General features: G+C 42.3%; 14 protein-coding genes. 7 read left to right on the forward strand and 7 right to left on the reverse strand.

The features are described 5' to 3' along the window. Positions 1–194: 194 nt before the first annotated feature. On the forward strand, positions 195–2,267 hold the full coding sequence (locus PR808_RS15270; protein WP_272539586.1) for an inverse autotransporter beta domain-containing protein: 2,073 nt from the start codon (positions 195–197) through the stop codon (positions 2,265–2,267). 269 nt (positions 2,268–2,536) lie between these two features. Then, positions 2,537–3,520, forward strand: coding sequence for a hypothetical protein (locus PR808_RS15275; RefSeq protein ID WP_272539587.1), 984 nt, complete (start codon positions 2,537–2,539; stop codon positions 3,518–3,520). Between the two features lie 186 nt (positions 3,521–3,706). Here PR808_RS15275 and rtcR read toward each other — a convergent pair whose 3' ends face one another. Beyond that, positions 3,707–5,290 carry an RNA repair transcriptional activator RtcR gene (rtcR, locus tag PR808_RS15280; RefSeq protein ID WP_272539588.1) on the reverse strand — a complete coding sequence of 528 codons (1,584 nt, stop codon included), beginning with the start codon at positions 5,288–5,290 and terminating at the stop codon, positions 3,707–3,709. 909 nt (positions 5,291–6,199) lie between these two features. On the opposite strand from rtcR, the gene PR808_RS15285 reads away from it, so the two are divergent. Genes PR808_RS15285 through PR808_RS15295 form a run of 3 tightly spaced genes read left to right on the forward strand, consistent with a single transcriptional unit; the run spans position 6,200 to position 9,361 of the window. Then, the gene (locus PR808_RS15285) at positions 6,200–7,324 is read left to right on the forward strand and encodes a slipin family protein (protein ID WP_272539596.1); all 1,125 of its coding nucleotides are present in this window, start codon (positions 6,200–6,202) and stop codon (positions 7,322–7,324) included. 2 nt (positions 7,325–7,326) lie between these two features. Continuing rightward, on the forward strand, positions 7,327–8,553 hold the full coding sequence (locus PR808_RS15290) for an RtcB family protein (RefSeq protein ID WP_272539589.1): 1,227 nt from the start codon (positions 7,327–7,329) through the stop codon (positions 8,551–8,553). Between the two features lie 13 nt (positions 8,554–8,566). Beyond that, positions 8,567–9,361, forward strand: a complete 795-nt coding sequence (locus PR808_RS15295; protein WP_272539590.1) for a nucleotidyltransferase domain-containing protein — start codon at positions 8,567–8,569, stop codon at positions 9,359–9,361. A 91-nt stretch (positions 9,362–9,452) separates the two neighbouring features. On the opposite strand, the gene PR808_RS15300 is transcribed toward PR808_RS15295, so the two are convergent. The 5 genes from PR808_RS15300 to PR808_RS15320 all read right to left on the reverse strand — a co-directional run bounded on the left by PR808_RS15300 (position 9,453) and on the right by PR808_RS15320 (position 14,658). After that, positions 9,453–9,875 carry a DoxX family protein gene (locus PR808_RS15300; RefSeq protein ID WP_206086291.1) on the reverse strand — a complete coding sequence of 141 codons (423 nt, stop codon included), beginning with the start codon at positions 9,873–9,875 and terminating at the stop codon, positions 9,453–9,455. A 223-nt stretch (positions 9,876–10,098) separates the two neighbouring features. After that, the gene (locus PR808_RS15305) at positions 10,099–10,665 is read right to left on the reverse strand and encodes a molecular chaperone TorD family protein (RefSeq protein ID WP_272539591.1); all 567 of its coding nucleotides are present in this window, start codon (positions 10,663–10,665) and stop codon (positions 10,099–10,101) included. A 38-nt stretch (positions 10,666–10,703) separates the two neighbouring features. After that, positions 10,704–11,603: a dimethyl sulfoxide reductase anchor subunit family protein gene (locus PR808_RS15310; protein ID WP_272539592.1), complete on the reverse strand. Its 900-nt coding sequence runs from the start codon at positions 11,601–11,603 to the stop codon at positions 10,704–10,706. Next, positions 11,600–12,241, reverse strand: a complete 642-nt coding sequence (locus PR808_RS15315) for a DMSO/selenate family reductase complex B subunit (protein ID WP_272539593.1) — start codon at positions 12,239–12,241, stop codon at positions 11,600–11,602. The genes PR808_RS15310 and PR808_RS15315 overlap by 4 nt, the downstream gene beginning before the upstream one ends. Continuing rightward, positions 12,238–14,658 (reverse strand): DMSO/selenate family reductase complex A subunit, encoded by a 2,421-nt coding sequence (locus PR808_RS15320; protein WP_206086287.1) that lies wholly within the window; start codon positions 14,656–14,658, stop codon positions 12,238–12,240. The genes PR808_RS15315 and PR808_RS15320 overlap by 4 nt, the downstream gene beginning before the upstream one ends. 192 nt (positions 14,659–14,850) lie before the next feature. On the opposite strand from PR808_RS15320, the gene PR808_RS15325 reads away from it, so the two are divergent. Together PR808_RS15325 and PR808_RS15330 are read left to right on the forward strand one after the other, a co-directional pair. Next, positions 14,851–15,624: an AraC family transcriptional regulator gene (locus PR808_RS15325; protein ID WP_272539594.1), complete on the forward strand. Its 774-nt coding sequence runs from the start codon at positions 14,851–14,853 to the stop codon at positions 15,622–15,624. A 127-nt stretch (positions 15,625–15,751) separates the two neighbouring features. Beyond that, entirely contained in the window at positions 15,752–16,372 is a 621-nt protein-coding gene (locus PR808_RS15330; RefSeq protein WP_225820702.1) for a flavin reductase family protein, read from the forward strand. Between the two features lie 49 nt (positions 16,373–16,421). Here PR808_RS15330 and PR808_RS15335 read toward each other — a convergent pair whose 3' ends face one another. Then, a complete protein-coding gene (locus PR808_RS15335; RefSeq protein ID WP_206086284.1) occupies positions 16,422–16,937 on the reverse strand; it encodes an AAA family ATPase in 516 nt (171 codons plus the stop codon). Between the last annotated feature and the right edge of the window lie 267 nt (positions 16,938–17,204).

Consider the following 17,204-nt stretch of genomic DNA (forward strand, 5'->3'; position numbering starts at 1 on the left):
CAACACGAATACCCTTTCCGTTTAAATCCAATCAATTCACAAGCACAGACCACTATTTGCCCTGAAAATAACAGTATTAATATTGATATCAGGATATATGTTCGATGAATTCCCCTTCGTCAAAATTGAACTCAAAACTACCGAGCAGTTTAATACTCTCTACGGTAATTTGGTTCACGGCTATTGGGCTAATAGTGCCAAGTTATGCCCAAATCGCCTATTTAGACGATTTACCTACGCTAGGTAGCAATGCCTTTCAATTTGAGAGGACCCAACCAGGAGATAGCACTGAACGTTTTTTAGCAGAATATGGGCAAAATGCAGCAAACTTTGTATCTGAAGAAAAAAAACAAAAAAAACTTGCAGATATGGCACAAGATTACGCTCGCCATAAAGCCGCAAATATCGCTACTGATGAAATAACACATTGGTTATCTAAAGCAGGTAATACTAGGCTAAATATTAACCTTAATGAAAAGTTATCAATTAAAACCTCTCAATTAGATTGGCTAGTACCTTGGTATGACCAACATGACTTTTTACTATTTTCTCAGCACAGTATTCATCGTACTGATGGTCGTCTGCAAAGTAATAATGGTATTGGATTACGTCATTTTCATCAAAATAGCATGGTCGGGATAAATGCTTTCTTTGACCATGATTTATCCCATTACCATTCGCGCTTAGGACTTGGTTTGGAGTATGCTCAAGATTACGCTAGGGTGAGTACGAATAGCTATTTAGGGCTATCGACTTGGCGTAGTGCATCCGAATTAGCCCATGATTATTATGTACGCCCAGCCAACGGCTGGGATATTCAACTTGAAGGTTGGCTACCCGCTTATTCTAATTTAGGTGCTAACCTAAAACTTGAACAATATTACGGTGATGACGTGGCTTTATTTGGTACAAATGAACGCCAGAAAAACCCAATGGCTGCTACCGTCGGTGTCAACTGGTCTCCATTCCCCCTCCTTGCTCTAAATGTAGAACATAGAATAGGTAATAATGGAGCAAATGAAACAGGTGCAAAAATTGCGTTCAACTGGTTGTTAGGGAGAAGCTTAGAGCAGCACCTTGATACTTCAGTAATAGAGGCTAATCGTCATATTCCCAACAATCGCTATGACTTTGTTAATCGTAATAACAATATTGTGTTGGAGTACCAGAAGAAAACCTTAATTTCGTTATCATTACCGAAAGTTATTCAGGGCGTGACAGGAGAAGAACGCTCTATTATCCGCAACTTAACCACTAAATATCCTCTAGAAAAAATAGTTGTAGATGCCCCTGAATTAATAGCGGCTGGGGGAAGACTCCACCTTAATGGAATAGATAGTTCAGTAAAATTGCCGTCTTACAAAATTACCAACAACGCATTAAAAAACCAACAGCTCAACCTCTATCGCTTAACCGTGACGGTTTATGACACGAAAGGCAATGTTTCACCACAAGTGGAAACGTTAATTGAAGTAACTGGCACAGGCGCGCTCACTATCACTCATGAAAATACCAAGAAAAGAAATAATGGTATCGCTGATGGTAAGGACGCAAATACATTCGCCATCGTAATTAAAGATCCTCTTGGTCACCCTGTCCCCAATGCGAAAGTCAACTTCGTATTGCCTGCAAATCTTAGATCTATTGACCAAAAAAATACGGGATATTATTCATTACTTAATCATTTTATGTGGAAAGCCAAAGCTAAAAAAGCGGTTTCTGAGCAAAAATATAACATTATCGCCAATGATAAAGGCGAGGCATCCATACAATTTACTACTTTTATATCAGGAAGTTATGTAGTAAAAGCAAACACTGAGTATGGCCCGGAAATTAATGAAATGTATCACTTTAAACCCGATATTAGTCAGTCATTTATTAGTAGTATTGATATCATTCGAAACAATGTAGCGGCAGATGGGATCAGTAAAAACAAAATCAAACTGCGTATTATAAATAATAGCCGACAAAGCATTGCTGGTGCATTTGTTCACTTTGAAGCCTCAAATGGCATTATCTCACCAGCTAACCTGACTGATGAGTATGGAAATACGGAATTAGAGATCAGCAGCTTAGTTGAAGGTTCCATAGATATCATTGCTACCTTGAATGGCGATAGTAGAACAATACAAGTGAATTTTCTAAAGTATGCACCTACTTCATATATTCAACCAAGCACAGAGAGTCTTTTCAAGCCCTCAATAAATGAGCAAAACAGACATACATCGTTAAGTTTATTAAGGGAACTATTTCAAAAAATTGGATAACACTACTTGCGATAAAATAAGTTTAATTTATTTGCTCTCTCAGAGGCAAAATTTGGTTCTTAACATTTTTTAATTCAACTCGCCAGTTGATGGATTTATTGGATATATGTACAGTATTGTTTCTTTTAACATTGCCAGTAAAAGCCTTCCACTCCACGTCTTTCCATTTTGGAAATTCCTCTTCTGTTTAAGTCAGAGTAATTCACAAGCTCTTACCTATATAAAAATTCAACAATAACCGAGTTAATATAAAACTAGGAATAAATTGAATGAACCCCGCTACGTCAACGATAAAATCCACACTGAGACACAAGATTTCAAATGGTTTTGTCCTCTTTACGACAATATGGTCTTCAGCCATCATACTCGTTATGGCTAGCCATGCAAAAATGCTAACTTCTGATGACCTGCTAACACTGGTGAATATTCCCGTACTAACAGATGATAACAAGGTAGGGCAGTTTATTACTGAATATAGCCAAAGCGATGCAATAGATGATGTCCATGCGAGTGCAAGTGGTATTGCATCAATCAAGAAAAGCGCACTGATTGAGCAGCCACTGAATAACTCAAACGAAATGGGTCAACAAGGCAGGAAAGGCGTTATTGACAAAGTGGCTATCACGCTTGATCACAGTCACCGTTTTCAATCCGGTAATCCTCTTGATATAACGGTAACGGTGACTGATACCTTTGGTAATGGCTTAGCGGGCTTAAATACCGAGAATATCGATATCGGTAAACACAAAGGTAATACCTTAAACTGGATGGATAATAACGATGGGTCTTACACCACTACTTTGACATTAACAGACGTTGGGAGCAATGATTTAACGACCTTCATCAATAGTACCCGTAGCCCTCTCACTGCAGTACAGGTTAATAACGCAGCAGGAACATCCCATGTTGATAAGGTGAAAATCACTAACATAGAAAAGCGGGTGTCTGGCACAGATAGCATTGCGATTATCGAGCTAATCGATAAATATGGCAATTTGGTGACCAGTGAAACTGAAATTACCGTCAATATTGATGGGCAAGCCTATACACGTCCGGCGAAAGAAGGAAAAACGGGTATTTATCATGTGACATTACCTGAGCTAAAAGCAGGCAATCACAATATTAACGCGAGTGTGAATGGTAAATACTCAACTGACACAACCTTAGTCGTCAGTCCTATCCAATCAAGTCGAAAAAATCAAACTGAACAGGTAGAAAAAATAAAAAAAGCATTATGGGCCATATTGTCATAACAGCGGTGATCAATTTGAGATGGCTCAAAAACTTTAATCTCGGCAATTAATGGCTATCTCCCTGAAAAACCATTTCAGGGAGCCTCAGGTTAGAAAGTAACGAACACAACAAACCGTATCTACCAAACCATAAATCTCAGCCTCAGCGGAGAGATTTATTTCTGCAATTTAGCAATATAAAGCCTCTTAACCGTCAGCTTTCACACTATCCCAATCTAACCCAAATTTCGCCAAATATTTTCGTAGTCTATCTGCATCATTGGGTTGTTTTTTCTGTTGCCGAGATACCGCAAATAGTGCACGCCCCGCCTCTGAAAGGGATGAAGAACGGCGGCACACATCCAGTACTGTGGCTAACTGTTGTTGGTCGAATAAATCAATTTCACCCACGTGTTTAGGTAATGGATTGCTTGATTTAACTTGCCACTGGGATTGCAAACGCTCAATTTCCTCTTCAGCTATCGACTTGGTGACCCGCCCTTTTTCAGCAAATGTTGCCATTCGGCTAATCGATGCCCCCAGTTCGCGGAAGTTACCGCGCCATAACGCCTGTTCTGAGCACGCAAATTTCACATACACGTTGCGCGCTTCGCTATCAAAACGGATTTGGTTTTGCGCATCTTGGCTGAACTTCACAAGCTCATAATCGATATTCGGCTCAATATCTTCACGGCGATCGCGCAAACCAGGTAAAGCAAACGTCCACATATTGATGCGGGCGAATAAATCTTCACGAAATTTCCCCTCTTCAACCTGTTGCACCAAGTTGCGATGGGTTCCCGCAATCAATTGAAAATCACTGTGAATTTCTTCATCGGCGCCATAAGGGAAAAAACGTTTTTCTTCGATGGCTTTAAGCAGCATCGCTTGCTCATCAAGGCCGAGCTCAGCGATTTCATCGAGAAATAAAATGCCGCTATCCGCTTCTTTTAACAGCCCTTTTCGGGAGTTTAACGCCCCCGTAAATGCCCCTTTCACATGGCCAAACAACGTCGACATGGCATTATCACCGCGTAACGTGGCGCAGTTCACTTCCACAAACCGCCCTTTCACTTGGTGACGGCTTTCACGCAATTGGTAAATTCGTCGAGCCAGAAATGATTTCCCCGCACCTGTCGGGCCATTCAATAAAATAGGGGCTTTTGAGCGTAGCGCCACCCGTTCAATTTGCTCAATCATGGTATTAAACGCGCTGTTACGCGTGGCAATACCTGATTTTAAAAACGAAACTTGCTGCTGTTGCTCTTTTTGGAAGCGACTAGTGATATGGGTGTAACGGCTTAAATCAAGGTCAATCACCGTGTGAATACCCATCGGGTCTTTTTCCCTGCCCTTTTCACTGGGTGATGTTTGAATAAGTTTAGCGGGCAAATAATGCGCTTCAGTTAATAAAAACCAACAAATTTGTACCACGTGCGTCCCTGTAGTGATGTGCACAAGGTACTCTTCGTTATCCGTATCAAAGGGGTAACTCGCAGAAAAATCGAGCAGCGAGGTATACACCTCCTCGAAATCCCACGGATCTGCAATATCCACCTCATGCAATACGACCTCCGTTTGCGGTGAGGCTTGCTCGATATCCTCTTTAACACGCTGCGCCATCGAGTAGTCATTGACCTGATGAATCAATTCAAAGCGACCAATATTGATATTCGGCTGTTGGCATAGCCCCACAGTTGGACGCCATTTGGTCCAGCGATTGGCTTTTTTACCTCGCCTGTCTAATACCGTGCCAAGCACACCTATCACAACCTTGCGTTTCTCGCTCATGATTTATATAAATTTATAAAATACGATATAAAAAGATAATAAATAGCCTAATTCATTTTCTCTCTCATTGTAAGCAACATTTAGCCAAAAAATAATTAGTCTTTATTTTTCATTAAGATAAAAATATTTTTCACCTCATTTAAAAAGTTGGCACGCTTCTGGCAATTATAAATTTATCCACTGCCGGAAAATGTCTGAACTTCGCGTTCAACCGGTGCAGACATGGTGGCTGTTGTCACTACATGGTCTGTATGCCGCCGTCGGTAAGATACCTTGGTAATAGCCTAGCTATCAGGTTCGACTCCTGAACTTAAAATACGATTCCAAACGTAAATAAAACCTAGCTGAAGTTTAGCTAACAACTGGCACTCGAGAGCCTCACCGAGTGATGAGCAGAAATTTAGACAGCCGATCTGGCGCTCTTTCTTTCCCCTCATAACTTCGTTTTGTTCTTCAGCGCCAGACACATAAATAAAAGGAAAAATAATGAAAAAAATAAATGTTGCTCAAGGACTTATTGCACTAACGTCAAAAAATGGTGATTTCAAACAACTGTTAGTGGCAGGCGAGCACCGCGTACAAGATTGGTTTAATAAACTGACGGTTTCATTTTTCACATTAAACAATGAACCGATTGAAGAAAAACTGGCAAATCATTTGCGCCAATTCCATATGGATTGGGTAAATACGTATTGTGTTGATATTAATTTATCCGATGATGAAGTTGCTTTTTTATACTTACATCATCATTTAGTTGAAATTATCGCGCCACAAACACGCCGTTTATACTGGAAAACCAACGATGATTTACGTATCGAAAAACATAACGTGACCCAATTAGCCATGACCAATGAATTAACGGATCATTTAGTGCATAAAAAAGGGGTTAAAGGCCGTGATTTATGTGTAATGGCGCAAATTTTTGCGGGGCAAATTGGCCTGCTCAAAGTGGATGGTGAAATAAAAAGCCTGTTAGAAGCGGGAAATTACGGTTTTTGGTCAATTAAACAGAAGCCTGAGATTCAAATCATTGATGTTTGCTCACAGTCCATTGATAAACCAATTGATTCTGTGCTTGCTGAGCAAATTCGCCAATATCACCCAAATTGGGTAGCCTCCTATGGCGTTGATATTGATTTATTAGATGATGAGATTGGTTTTTTATATTCACACAATAACTTGGTTGAAATTTTATCGCCAGCAACGCGCCGTCTGTACTGGAAATCTGGCAATACACTGCGCGTCGAAAAACAAAAAGTGGGGCATTTAGTGTTACCAGAAGCCTTAACACAGCGCTTAGCCGCGAAAAAACGTATCAAAGGCAGCGAGCTGTGCCTTGTCGCTCAAATACCCGCTTGGCATATTGGCGTGTTAAAAATTGATGGTGAAATCACGGGTTTACTTGAAGCAGGTACGCACGGTTACTGGCGTGTAGAACACACGCCTGAAATTGACATTATTGATACGCGTTTACAATCACTGGAAGTCAGCGGGCAAGAAATCTTAACCAAAGATAAAGTGACGTTGCGCATTAATTTATCGGCTAACTGGCGCTATGCCGATGTGCTACATGCATTTTCTCAATTGAGTCAGCCAGTAGAACATTTATACCGTGAATTACAGTTTTCATTAAGGGAGATCGTGGGCACCCGCACACTGGATGAACTATTAGAAAACAAGCAGTTAATCGATGAACTCATGCTAATGCAAGTGGTGCAAAGTATTGCGGAGTTTGGCTTAGAGGTCGACAGTATTGGTGTGAAAGACATTATTTTACCGGGCGAAATGCGCACTATATTGTCCCAAGTGGTTGAAGCTGAAAAATCAGCACAAGCTAACGTGATCCGCCGCCGCGAAGAAACAGCCGCCACGCGTTCGCTGTTAAATACTGCCAAAGTGATGGAAAACAACCCTGTTGCGCTGCGCTTAAAAGAGCTCGAAACCTTAGAAAGCATCGCACATCGAATCGACCAAATTTCCGTTTACGGTGGATTAGACCAAGTATTAAACGGATTGGTAAAAATTAAGGAATAACAATGAGTCATAATAATTTCAATCAATTAATTCAAGAAACTGGCGTACCTGTAAAAATGTGGACTAACGGCGTTCCTGTTGATCCGAAAGCGGTAACACAATTGCAAAATACCGCCAAGATGCCCTTTATTTTTAAACACTTAGCAGTAATGCCAGATGTACACGTAGGGAAAGGATCAACCATCGGGAGTGTGATCCCAACCAAAGGGGCGATTATACCTGCCGCAGTGGGAGTCGATATCGGTTGTGGAATGATTGCAGTGCGTACATCCCTAATCGCGTCTGATTTGCCTGATAGCTTACAGAATATTCGTTTTGCTATCGAAGCCGCTGTGCCGCACGGACGAACGACTCATCGACACGGACGTGATAAAGGCGCATGGCACCGTACACCAGATATTGTGGATACCCATTGGGCGCATTTGGATGAGGACTTTAAACGTATTTGCGATAAGTACCCAAAACTACGTGGGACTAACCATTATAACCACTTAGGAACGCTGGGAACGGGGAACCACTTTATTGAACTGTGTTTGGATGAGCAAAATCGTGTATGGGTGATGTTACATAGCGGGTCACGCGGAGTAGGAAATGCGATAGGTAACCTATTCATTTCATTGGCACAAAAGGATATGCAGCAACATATCGCTAATTTGCCAGATAGGGATTTAGCGTACTTTGAAGAAGGCAGCGTGCATTTTAATGACTATATGGAAGCCGTGGGTTGGGCGCAGGATTTCGCCCGCCATAACCGCGAAGTGATGATGCACCGTGTGTTGGAAGCACTTTCACGTGAAATTCCAAAACCGTTTACCACCCAACAAGAAGCGGTAAATTGCCACCATAATTATGTGCAAAAAGAGCAACATTTTGGTGAAGAAATTTTGGTGACACGAAAAGGCGCGGTGTCTGCTCGAAAAGGCCAAATGGGGATCATTCCAGGGTCAATGGGAGCGAAAAGCTTTATTGTGCGCGGACTGGGCGATGAAGAAAGTTTTTGCTCTTGCAGTCACGGTGCAGGCCGTGTGATGAGCCGAACTGAGGCTAAAAAGCGTTTTTCAGTCAGCGACCAAAAAATGGCAACTGCGCACGTTGAGTGCCGAAAAGATAGCGATGTGATTGATGAAATTCCAATGGCATATAAAGACATTGATGCCGTAATGGCAGCGCAATCATCATTAGTTGAAATCGTGCATACCCTACGCCAAGTGGTGTGTGTGAAAGGTTAAAAAAGGAGAATGCATGGAAACCAACCGTGGAAGCGTATCCGTGCTAATGAAAGAACGGATATGCCGTACCTTAAAAGACATAGAAGAAAGTCACCACGTTAAAGTTCTTTTTGCTTGTGAATCAGGCAGTCGCGGTTGGGGCTTTGCCTCCCGCGACAGCGACTATGATGTGCGATTTATCTATGTTCATAAATTAGACTGGTACTTAACGCTAGACCCCAAGCGGGATGTCATAGAGAAACCGATAGATGATGAGCTGGACGTTTCTGGCTGGGAATTATCCAAGGCTTTAAAATTAATGCGTAATTCAAACCCCGCATTAATAGAATGGCTACATTCCCCTATTGTCTACTTTAAAGACAATGATTTTTTTGCTGAGCTAGAGCAACTTGCTGCAAGATTTTATTCACCATTAAAGTCTAGATATCATTATTTATCAATCAGTAAGCGTAACTTACATACGGATTTTAAAGGTAAAGAAGTCAAACTTAAAAAGTATTTTTATCTGCTTAGAGCCGTTTTAGCACTGCGTTGGATAGAAATGCATAAAAGTATGCCACCGATGGCTTTTTCAGAATTAGTGACTGCAACCGTTACCAATAAATCTGTGTTGGCAGAAATTGAAGCACTGTTAGTGATAAAGTCGAATGTCGACGAAAGCCATTATGGTGCAAGGCGCCCTGCGATAGATGCGCTAGTGATGGAGACCGTTGAACGCGCTGAGCGTTTGGATTTTCCTGAACCTGCATGTCGAGACAGCAGCTTGTTAGACCTATTTTTCCGCGAAACTGTGTTGAAAAATGACTAATTCAACAGGTTATTGTTCAAAAAATAAGACCATCAGAAAATCTTGATGGTCTTTTCTCAAAGCAATGTCAAAACACTTAACTAAAATTTATTTATCGCCAGCATGCATTACGCATCACTGAAAATCGTCCTGAGCCCATAAATGCCAATGCAATGGCACTTAAGAAGAAATACACAATACTTTCAATCGCCCATGCCCCTGTTTTATCCAGAACGAAGGTTTTATCTAAACCAATCATCAGCCATGCAACAACCATGGTAAACGCCACTAACAATGCAGATGGACGAGTTAATATCCCTAAAATAATAAAAATAGGGGCAACGACTTCGCCTAGAATAGTGCCGTAAGCGATAAATTCAGGTAGACCGTAAGAAGCCAGTAACGCCTTGATACCACTAGCACCTGTCATTAACTTGCTCATTCCATGGAACAGCATTAGCCCGCCCACAGAAAGACGTAACAGTAATTTTCCCGCATCTTCATGGGACAACAGCCGATTAAATAGATTGACCACTTTATACCCCCTTCGCTGTAAATACCTATCATTAAGTAGTATGACGTAAAAATGTATTATGGCTTAGAAAATTAAAGTGGGAATCATTTTAATTTGCATTTCTTATAACTAAATCAATTTTCATTTAATTATAAATTGTTAACCATTTCCTCATTCAAATATTACGTTTAATTAACCATTTAACATTCAAATATACTGAATTAAAAGTCATATTGATAAAAGACTAGCGGCATGATTTAACTGTGACTAGCGCTAACTCAGTTAATGGCGAATAAAAAGAATTTGGCATTGTTCTATTTAGTTGATGGTAAAACTGTGGTAACCAACTTTCCAAATGGTCAACAAGTAATTCTTTTAATGCATGCTCTCTCACCTCTGACGCTAATACCGCTGCCTGAAATAACATTAAACCAACATGGTCTGAAGGTTCTGGGTAACGTGTTTGCACTTTTAACCGCTCGCGTTGTAAAAATGCACTTAACGCTTGCGTTGAAGAACCTTGCAATACCCCCTCAGGGTCGAGATACACCGAGCCCCAAGGTGGAGCGGGTAATGTATTGGGGCCAATAAACAAATCAGCCCATTGCTTATGTAATTGTTGCCGTTCAATATTTAAAAACTGCGTGATTTGATGGCTCAATTGAGGACTTATTTTACAAGGCCATTGTTCAGCAAAATCATCCAATTTAAAAAAGCTTAATGCATAGTGACTTGCATCATCATTGGGCGAAAACAAATAGCAAGTCCCCAAAATATTAAAAGCCGCTGCGTAATGTGAAAAGTGGATCATAATGACCAAGACTTCCTAAAAAATGAATCACAATTGCCTTAAATATGAATAGAGTAAAAGCAATAACGCAGCATAAACTCAGCAACAATCGCACAGGCACACCCCAGCACTAAATAGCCCTGACCGTTTGAAGTTAATACCTCACTTGACGCTGTGCGCATACGACGGAATATACCAACGCCTAAAACTATCACCGCTAACGTTCCTACCACCCAGCTGGTCATACGTAATGACCAAATCGCTTGATAAGCATGAATAGAATCGATAGGAAAGGTTATCGACTCATTGTTATAACTCGTGTGGACAAGGTAACTTTCATAAGCGGGTTGATAAACCAGGCGAATAAATAAGCTCACCCCTATAACTGCCCATAATATCCACAGCCCGCGGGTCGGAATTTGTACCCCAGCGCTACCTGCTTTAAAACGCAGTAATAAACTGATTAATAAATAATAACCCGCAGCGCCAGCCGTTAGCATCGTGCCGTAGAACATCAGATAAGTATTATCATTCATCCACGTTAACATTGATGTATAACGATAGATTGACGCCATAGCATATACATCACACAGCCCTGCAATAATCGCCATCCCCAGTAGCAGATAAGACAATTCTTTTTTAAACCAAAGCCATAAAAAAGTGAGTCCTAAAAATGTAAAGTAGGTGGCAGTAAGAACCACTTCTCGACTTAGCCAAGAGGAAAAAAGATTTAACAACGAATTAGGTGCATTGAGTGGCACACCTAAGTGAGTAATCGAAGATAATAATCCTACCCCCGCAAAGACACAGGCCACAAATAAATACCACAAGAAAAATTGCGAATTAATTTTACCTGCAAACACCGAAGACAGTTTCTTTGCAGAAACGCCTAACATAATGCTTAACCCAATAGACAACTGCATCAAAAAGGTGAATAACAATAATGGCCATTCGTTCATTTGGTTTCTCCTTGTGTGTCTTGAGACTGACGACCAGAACCTTGGTGTGGGTGAATAACAAGGTTAGGGTGTGTAATCGAGGAATCTGGTAACCCTCGTACATCCGCCAATTCACCATAACGTTTTCTGAGCTCGTCAATTGGGCCAAACTGAATTGCACCTAATGGGCAGGTTGCCACACAAACGGGTTGCTCACCTTTGAGCTGTAGGTCAATGCAAAAATCGCATTTTGACATTTGTTGTGTCTCAGGGTTCATCTGCGGCGCGCCATACGGACAAGACCATGCACAGGTGCCACATCCAACGCACTTGTCCGTATTAACCATCACAATGCCGTCACCTTCGCGCTTATGCATCGCGGTGGTCGGGCAATTTTTGACACACATAGGGTCGGCACAGTGGTTGCATGAAATAGATAACGTATAGGCAAAGACATTATTCACCAGCCCCCCTGTGCCGTTTTCGATAAACTCACCGCCAGTTACTTCGTAAACACGGCGGTATTTGCGCCCGACGTCGAGGTTGTTTTTATCTTTACAGGACACCTGACACGCTTTACAGCCAGAGCAGCGTGCCGAATCGATATAAAACCCGAGTTGTTTGTCACTAACTGCGGGATAAACGTGGAATTTACTCATGCTTTTGTTACCTCCACCAATAATGTTTGATGGGCATTTCCGTGAGCCATTGCCGTGCTACGCGCTGATGTTAATACGTTGGCGCACCCACCTTGGTCGATACCATTTTCATCAGGCTGCCACCATGCACCTGCTTGCAGTGCAACGACCCCTGGCATAATGCGCTGAGTGATTTTTACTGGCACTTGCGTTACCCCACGGTCATTGTTCACTTTGGCATAATCACCTTCAACAATGTTTCGGCGCTTAGCATCAATTGGATTAATCCATAGCTCTTGGCGCTGGACTTCTTGCAGCCATGGGTTAGCAAATTGCGTTGAGTTGGCGCGATTTCGGCCTTTCCACGTAATAAGCTGCAGCGGGAAACGTGTCGTTAATGCATCTTCTGGCCCTTCAATCGCTGGGACATAATGAGATAACGCAGGAATATCAACATCATGACGCTCATACAAACGCTTCGAGAAAATCTCAATTTTCCCAGATGGCGTTTCAAATGGGTGTTTTTCAATATCATTAATGTTTTTTTCAAACGCCACATGCCCGATATGCGGTTTGTGTTTCAGTAAATGACGACGTTTTACCAACAGCTCATCAAAGGTAGGAATTCCATCCTCAGGGCGTTTTTGGTGGGCATCGTTAACGAGATGTTCAATCCACTGTTTTTCTGTACGGCCTTCACTAAATTTCTCGCCAACACCGAGCTTTTCAGCTACTTCACACAACCATTCATAATCACTGCGGCGTTCAAACTCTGGCTCAATGACTTTTTCAGATAAAATAATGTAGTTACCCGTTCCCCAAGTTCCCCCCACATTCCAGCGCTCTAAAAAACTGGTTTCGGGCAGTAAAATATCGGCATATTTGGCACTCGGTGTCATATATAAGTCGCTATAGACGATAAATTCCACCTTACTTTCATCCTCCAGTACTTTGGCGGCGTGCAATATATCGGGATTTTGGTTGGTCATATAATTACCCGCTAACGAGAAAATCATTTTTATCTCGGTATCGAGCTTTTCGGCATTTTTCAGGCCGTTATTTGGTGTGACAAGGCTTTTATCTTCACAGGCTTGAACCCAATTGGTAATGTTGATTTTCGCCTTAACTGGGTTTTCGAATAAGCTTGGGCCCGCCAACGTTTTGCGTAAATCTGGGGTAACGGCCATACCATACCCCGCAGCCCAACCCCCTTTCACACCTACATTACCCGTGATAGTCGCTAATAACGTTGCACCACGCGCTGAGCGCTCACCGCAAATATGGCGTTGAGGCCCCCAACCTTGCATCAATGCTGCAGGTTTAGTACCTGCATATTCACGTGCTAACTGGCGGATGGTATCTGCGGGAACTTTGGTTATGGGTTCCGCCCATTCAGGGGTTTTCACTACCCCATCTTTTTTGCCCATTAAATAAGCCACCAATGACTCATTTTCAGGCACACCATCAGGCATCTGGTGCTCATCAAAACCGACTGTATATTTATCAATAAAGGCTTGGTCATGGCGATTTTCACTGATGATCACATACATCATCGCGTCCATCATCGCGTTATCCGTAGTTGGTAAAATGGGGATCCATTGGTCAGCTAATGACGACGCAGTATCAGAATAGCGTGGGTCGACAACAATAAATTTGGTGCCATTTTTCTTCATTTTTTGGAAATAATGATTGGAATGCCCAAAAATGGTTTCATTGGGGTTATGCCCCCATAAAATCACCAATGGAGTATTTTCCAACGTATCCAAAGTACTGCCACTCGCGGAAGTTCCATAGGTATAAGGTGTTACCGCCATGGTGTTGCCATTACTGACCGAGTGGTAATTCTCTAAAAAACCGCCTGTGATATTGAATAAACGGCGTAACATGTTCGCACCAGAAAAAATCCCCCCAGTAACCCCAGTACTTAAGCTAACAAAGCGTGAAGCGGGGCCATATTGTTCATTGATTCGTTGCATGTTACTTGCGATCAGCGTGGTGGCTTCCTCCCAACTGATCCGCTCAAAACGCCCTTCTCCACGTTTACCAACACGTTTCATTGGGTATTTCAGCCGGTTAGGGTGGTAAACAAATTTCCGATAACTACGACCACGCACGCATGCACGCATGATTGGCATCTCTTCATCAAGATCAGCATCAGGTCGAGTGCTAATACGCGTGACAACACCTTCTTTAACATGCGCACGAATATCGCATTTCCCACCACAGTCAAAACTACTGCAAGTGGAAACGACGCGTTCCCCTTCATTATTAATCGTTTTTGTTGGAATGATATCTGGGTTTTCTGGCGTTGAAGCAACCGTATTTGCGGCTAAAAAAGGGACAGCCATGAGTGCAGAGCTGCCCTGAATAAACCGACGACGGGTTAAAGGTTCAATCAGGCCGACTTGCTCATCATTCTGATTGTTGTAATTTTCCATGATAACTCTACCTCAGGCATACATTGGGTTTCCGCGCTAGGGTAATCATTTTCCGTTTTACCAACTTTCGAAAAACAGCCAAAGAGATCGGAATTTCAGCCAACCATGGAAAACATGTGGTTATATCAATAAAAATTGCCTATATTCGAAAAAAAAATCATTATGTTTGTATTTCAGCCAAGAGGAATTTCCATGAGAAATATCCCCCTTAAAACCGTTGATTCGGTTCCACGTGATGTTCTCGCGATCGGAACTGATTACTTACCGAATGTGTTACTGGACTCTCATGTTCACCGCCGCGCACAATTTTTATATGGTGCAACAGGTTTGATTGAAGTGAGCACAGATGATGGCGAGTGGGTTATTCCTCCAGATAGCGGTGTGTGGATCCCCTGCAATACGCCCCATGAAACCCGCATGCTAAATGTGAGTACGCGCAGCTTGTATATCGAACCCGCAGCGGCACCACGCAAAGGGAATAAATGCGAAGTGCTCCGCGTTTCACCATTACTTCGCCAGTTATTACTGGAAGCTGTCGATACGCCTATCGAATATGACCTTCATGGCCGTGATGGCGCCATGATCCAATTGATCTTGCACGAAATTGAGCGTGCGGAGCCTTTACCATTTTATGCGCCGATCCCACGGGATGAGCACCTCGCCCATATGTGTCGTGAATTTTTAAAGGCGCCTCAGATCACCTCTCTTCCCCAAGAGTGGGCAGCGAAACTCCATAAAAGTGAGCGTTCTTTTAGCCGCTTTTTCGGAGCACAAACGGGATTGTCTTTCTCAGATTGGCGCCAACAAGCTTGCTTGCTCAGTGCCATCACTCATATTTCCGCAGGAAAATCGATTACCGAAGTGGCTTTTGACTTGGGTTACAGCAGTGTCGGGTCTTTTTCCACCATGTTTAAAAAGTGGCTGGGACAAAGCCCTTCTAGTTTTATCCAGCGCATTGGTGAGTAATATCAGCCTATTATTCACTCATTGCTATCCGCTGACTGCTAACTTTATGCGTTCATTGCATTTTTCATTTTTTAACCTTACGCCAGCCCCTATTATCCGTTAGGATAAAACAAAAAAGGAGCTTGCAATGACAACCAAATTCTATAGTTATCAACCAACTAAAGGGCATGGTCTTCCCCATGATCCTATTCCATCTTTAATCGGCCCACGTCCTATTGGTTGGATCTCAACCTGTGACAGCCAAGGCCGAACCAACCTTGCTCCTTATAGCTTTTTCAATATTTTTAACTATTCCCCCCCCATTTTGGCCTTTTCCAGCGTGGGTAAAAAAGACTCTGTCACCAATGCCATCGAAACAGGGGAATTTGTCTATAACCTTGCGACACTAAGCCTTGGTGAGCAAGTTAATATGAGCAGTGCCGCCCTTGAGCGAGGGGAAAGTGAGTTTGCTTTAACACAACTTTCCACCCTACCTTCAACATTGATTTCGCCACCACGCATAGCACAAACTCCCGTCTCGATGGAATGTGTGGTCACTCAGTATCAGCAACTTAAACGCGCTGATGGCCAATTACTGGATACGTGGATGGTCATGGGAGAGGTTGTCATGGTGCATATTGATGAATCCACCTTAACTGATGGGCTTTATGATTGTGCAGTGCAAAAACCGTTGCTACGTGCAGGTGGCCCCGCAGATTACTATTGGATTGAACAACAACAAAATGTGAAGATGTACCGTCCAAAATAATCAATATTTTCAGCAGTCTGCGAACAAGTTAGACCGCTGAAAATATCACCTATTCAGGATAAAACTGGCAATTTAATTGTTCATCTGGCGCAGGGTAAGAAAAATGTGCGGTGATTAAATCAAACTGTGTGTCTGAGGTGTGAAAAGGGTTTTCACCTGTTAAATTACGCGCTGCAAGGCGTGCTTTGCACTCATCATTATCAACCTGTAAAACGTGAAAAACATACGGTACATTCGATAATTGGGCGAGTGACTTTAGCCATTGTCGCTGATTCGGCGTATTCGCGGGGAAGTCCATCACAACCGTATTACCTGCATCCATCAATTGTTTGATATGCTTTTCTAACACCTTTTTCACCAACGTACTTTTGGCGATATAGTGGGTGAGCTCAGTGACTTCATTAGGGTACAACGTCGAAAGCCATTCATCTTCACTCAATAAAACCGTTCGAGGCTGCTTAGCTAACTGTTTGGCGAGAGTTGACTTCCCAGACGCAATTTTCCCACAGAGAAAATGCAAACGAACTTTGTTATCAGAGAGTTGTGGTGTTCCAGTTAAATTCATATATGTTTCCTTGCTGATGATTTGACCAGACAAGAACAAAAAACCCGCCTTGCCTGGCGGGTTTCGGTTGTCGCTTATCCCCACCACTAAGTGATGGTAATAATCATGCTTAAACGTGCGACAACCTGTGACATATTTTTTTCCTAAATAGAGTTAATGCTAACTTATCAGCCATCAATACGATTAGTCAAATACGGTTTTCACTCTCATTTATATTGTTCAGAAAAAGGCCTGAATAAATTCAGGCCTCAGACTGCTGACAAACCG

It is taken from the genome of Providencia sp. PROV197 (assembly GCF_028479625.1).
Taxonomy (GTDB): domain Bacteria; phylum Pseudomonadota; class Gammaproteobacteria; order Enterobacterales; family Enterobacteriaceae; genus Providencia; species Providencia vermicola.

Bases quoted from the DNA above. Each gene is read 5' to 3' on its own strand.
- PR808_RS15330 (WP_225820702.1), top strand. From the start codon at position 15,752: ATGACAACCAAATTCTATAGTTATCAACCAACTAAAGGGCATGGTCTT.
- PR808_RS15295 (WP_272539590.1), top strand. From the start codon at position 8,567: ATGGAAACCAACCGTGGAAGCGTATCCGTGCTAATGAAAGAACGGATA.
- rtcR (WP_272539588.1), bottom strand. From the start codon at position 5,290: ATGAGCGAGAAACGCAAGGTTGTGATAGGTGTGCTTGGCACGGTATTA.
- PR808_RS15290 (WP_272539589.1), top strand. From the start codon at position 7,327: ATGAGTCATAATAATTTCAATCAATTAATTCAAGAAACTGGCGTACCT.
- PR808_RS15285 (WP_272539596.1), top strand. From the start codon at position 6,200: ATGGCGCAAATTTTTGCGGGGCAAATTGGCCTGCTCAAAGTGGATGGT.
- PR808_RS15335 (WP_206086284.1), bottom strand. From the start codon at position 16,937: ATGAATTTAACTGGAACACCACAACTCTCTGATAACAAAGTTCGTTTG.
- PR808_RS15305 (WP_272539591.1), bottom strand. From the start codon at position 10,665: ATGATCCACTTTTCACATTACGCAGCGGCTTTTAATATTTTGGGGACT.
- PR808_RS15320 (WP_206086287.1), bottom strand. From the start codon at position 14,658: ATGGAAAATTACAACAATCAGAATGATGAGCAAGTCGGCCTGATTGAA.
- PR808_RS15325 (WP_272539594.1), top strand. From the start codon at position 14,851: ATGAGAAATATCCCCCTTAAAACCGTTGATTCGGTTCCACGTGATGTT.
- PR808_RS15310 (WP_272539592.1), bottom strand. From the start codon at position 11,603: ATGAACGAATGGCCATTATTGTTATTCACCTTTTTGATGCAGTTGTCT.
- PR808_RS15315 (WP_272539593.1), bottom strand. From the start codon at position 12,241: ATGAGTAAATTCCACGTTTATCCCGCAGTTAGTGACAAACAACTCGGG.
- PR808_RS15275 (WP_272539587.1), top strand. From the start codon at position 2,537: ATGAACCCCGCTACGTCAACGATAAAATCCACACTGAGACACAAGATT.